General features: G+C 30.0%; 4 protein-coding genes. All 4 read left to right on the top strand.

All coding sequences use genetic code 11. The features are described from left to right. The first annotated feature begins 185 nt into the window (after positions 1–185). Entirely contained in the window at positions 186–1,043 is an 858-nt protein-coding gene (locus tag F0000_RS26795; protein WP_149627768.1) for a transglutaminase domain-containing protein, read from the top strand. A 205-nt stretch (positions 1,044–1,248) separates the two neighbouring features. Then, on the top strand, positions 1,249–2,007 hold the full coding sequence (locus tag F0000_RS26790) for a hypothetical protein (RefSeq protein ID WP_149627767.1): 759 nt from the start codon (positions 1,249–1,251) through the stop codon (positions 2,005–2,007). Positions 2,008–2,230: 223 nt separating this feature from the next. Next, positions 2,231–2,710, top strand: coding sequence for a hypothetical protein (locus F0000_RS26785; RefSeq protein WP_149627766.1), 480 nt, complete (start codon positions 2,231–2,233; stop codon positions 2,708–2,710). A 46-nt stretch (positions 2,711–2,756) separates the two neighbouring features. Next, the gene (locus F0000_RS26780) at positions 2,757–3,023 is read left to right on the top strand and encodes a hypothetical protein (protein WP_255452913.1); all 267 of its coding nucleotides are present in this window, start codon (positions 2,757–2,759) and stop codon (positions 3,021–3,023) included. Positions 3,024–3,222: the final 199 nt, after the last annotated feature.

Genomic DNA, 3,222 nt, shown 5'->3' with positions numbered 1-3,222 from the left:
AGTTGAAGCTTGGCAAGAATATAGAAATAATCTTAATGCCAAAATAAATTGGCAATTCACAACGGAAAATTGCAGAATCAAACTCAAAAAACTTTATCCGTCAATTAATAATTGACTTGACACTAGTGTTTTTTGTAAACATTTCTATATCTCAAACAAAATCTATTTTTGAAATTTCTCAAAAGATGAGTAAACCGCAAATAGAGAAAAGCGATTTAGTCAATTATGTATCTAAAAACATAAATAATAAAAAACAAATAGCAGAATTTTTTTACTATTGGATGAGTCTAAATATTGAATATGATTATGACCTGCTAAAAAAAATTAGATCTAAAAGGTTATCTAAATTAGAACAAGATCAAAGCTCAAATACTGACTACATATTCAAAGAAAAAAAAGCTGTTTGTATAGGCTACTCAACTTTATTTCAAGAATTTTTATCTGCATTTGATATCGAAAGTGAAATTATAGTTGGATATGCTAAAACTGAGGAAAATCCAACTTTAGAACTTGAAGTAGATACCGATTTTCTTCACGCTTGGAATGCTTTAAAAATAAATAACAATTGGATTCTTGTTGATGTAACTTGGGCAAAGCAATTTGAAGGAGCTATAACTGACTTTTATTTCGATATTGATCCTGAAAGAAATATTTTAACTCATTACCCCAATGATAGTAAATGGCAATTGTTAAAAAATCCTATTTCAATTTCCGATTTCAACAAACTTCCTTACATTCATTCATTTTATTTTCAAACAGGATTTCCTAAAACACCAATTATAACAAGTGATTCTAAATATTATTATTTTGAATTTAAAAACAATCCTAATAAAAATTGGCTTGTAAAATTGACCTATAGCTTAGACAATCTTAACTATAAATCAGTATTCCCGGAATATATAAAAAACAAAGACGGTTTTACTTATAAATTTAGTAAAGAAAGAGTTCCTAACAATTCAATTATTAGAATGGACTTGACAGATTTTAATGAAGAAAAGCAAATGATGATACCATATGAAAAAGTTGCTTTTTTTAACCTTTAATAAAAACTGGTGGTAACAAAACCTATGCGATAATGCGGTATTTAGGTTTAATCGAAAGGCTATTGCTTATTTAGTTTGTCGCCAAAGTATTAAATTTAGTATTTTAGAAAAGATAAAAACAAAACATAAACTTTGGCTAAGTGCTAGTTCGAAAACCAGTGATTTTCTGCTTCCACACTACGCATAGCTAAACGTTCTAAACCATTTGAAAAAAACATTCATCATATCATTACTCTTGATTCTGAATTTTATCAGTTCCTGTAAACGCGACCAAAATAAAGTTCAAAAGGTTCCTGAAAAAGAAATTAAAGCTGAGCCTAAAGAAGAAAATTATGTAATAAAGTCGTATCGAAATCAGGAAGTGGTTGACACAATTCTTGAAAAAAACAACCCTAAAAACCTTGATTTATTGAGGCACCAATTATTTAGAGATACTACAAGAAATTCTGAATTTTATGCGAAATATTTTAATAGAAGACAGATTAAGTTTGAAAATGATGCCATATCATATTACATAAACGAGATTTCGAAAAAACATAAGCTAAAGAAAATAAAACTAGGAGATTTCCCCAAACAATGGATAAGTTTAAAAAAAATAAATAATGAATTTGTTATCTATGATCCCTGCGATGGTAATACTACATATTATGAAATAAGAGATAATTCTGTAATTTTTCACTATCAACTTGAACCTGATGCTGATGCTATTGATAACCTGATAATGTTAAATAAAAATGGACTGGAATTAGAATTGTGGACTATCTCACAGAAAACTAGATCTGAAAAGTCAAAGCTTACAATCACACCTACTGAATTTACAAATGTTTATTTATTGACTTATACATTTGACGATGTGATTAACAAACAATTTGTGACACCAAAAAATAAAATAGCAGAATTTGATTTAATCGTAAATCATTGCCCAATTTCAAAAGTTAGCGAATACCGAGGCTTTGATAAATAGGCCATATTGAACAAAACGGTTTAGAACAACACCTATGCGATAATGCGGTTTTTGGTTTAATCGAAAAGGTATTTCTTATTTGGTTTGTCGCCAAAGATTTAAATTTAGTATTTTAGAAAATATAAAAACGAAACATAAACTTTGGCTAAGAGCTGGATCGAAAGTTAATGATTTTCTGTTTCCGCACTACGCATAGCTAAACGTTGTAGTGCATTTGAGAAATATGAGTTTTTGGAATAAGATTTTAGGAAAAAAGAGAAATAATCGAATTAAAGAATCATCGGATTTTAACTCTGATGTTAAAAAGGCGATTGACATTATTGGTAGCGCAAAATCTCTTGAAAATGACGAACTTCTGACTTTACTCACTCGAAATGGAATTGAAGAAAATAACGCAATTGAAATCATTACTTTTCTGCCAATAGCATTTGTCCGTAAATGGTTAGCTGATCTAGATTGGCCAAAAACATATTTAGAACACTATTCTGATTCTAAAAGGCTATCTAAACGATTTTCTGATAATCATCAATATTTGACAATGGAAGAAATAGTTGATCATTATTGGAATGATAACCCGAATAATGACGTAATAGTTAATATTGCGGGTAGAAGTGCCGAATTTAATGCGATTAATCAACTTCTAAATGATGGAGGAAAAATGACTGATATTAGAATGACAGAAACGGTAATTATTAGAGAATAACAGTATGGAAATAAAATATTGCTGGAGATGCAAAATGGATGTTCCAATGCTTGATAAGAAAGAACACGCAATTGCATCAAAACTTTATGCAAAAGGATTTAAAGTTTTAAAAAAGGACAGACAAGAGCGTTTTAAAGAGCTATTGAACTATTATAATGATTTAACTGGATTTGGAGAAACTGAACCTAATGCAATTGTACATCACGCAATCGAAATGTATGGTCCAGATTGCGAAAATTGTGGAAAACCGTACAGAACTCCTAAAGCTAAATTATGTGCAGCTTGTGGAAATAAAAGAATATTAACCGAATAAAAACGCACTACAACAATTTGTATAATGCATATGCTTCCTTCGGAAAGCAAACGCACCATACAAGAGACGTTAGTGTGCCACGAAGCTGTGGTGATCCAGTGGGTGAGAATCCCATCAGAGTAATTGACTGTTCACTCTGAAGAAAAGCATACAGTTAACCTCGTGAGGGATTTGCTGAAGCTATGTTCTTTCAAATAAT

This window comes from Aquimarina sp. RZ0 (assembly GCF_008370685.1).
In the GTDB taxonomy this organism is placed as follows: domain Bacteria; phylum Bacteroidota; class Bacteroidia; order Flavobacteriales; family Flavobacteriaceae; genus Aquimarina.
Note: the sequence above shows the minus strand (reverse complement) of the source record. Positions and strands in the feature narration are given on the sequence as shown.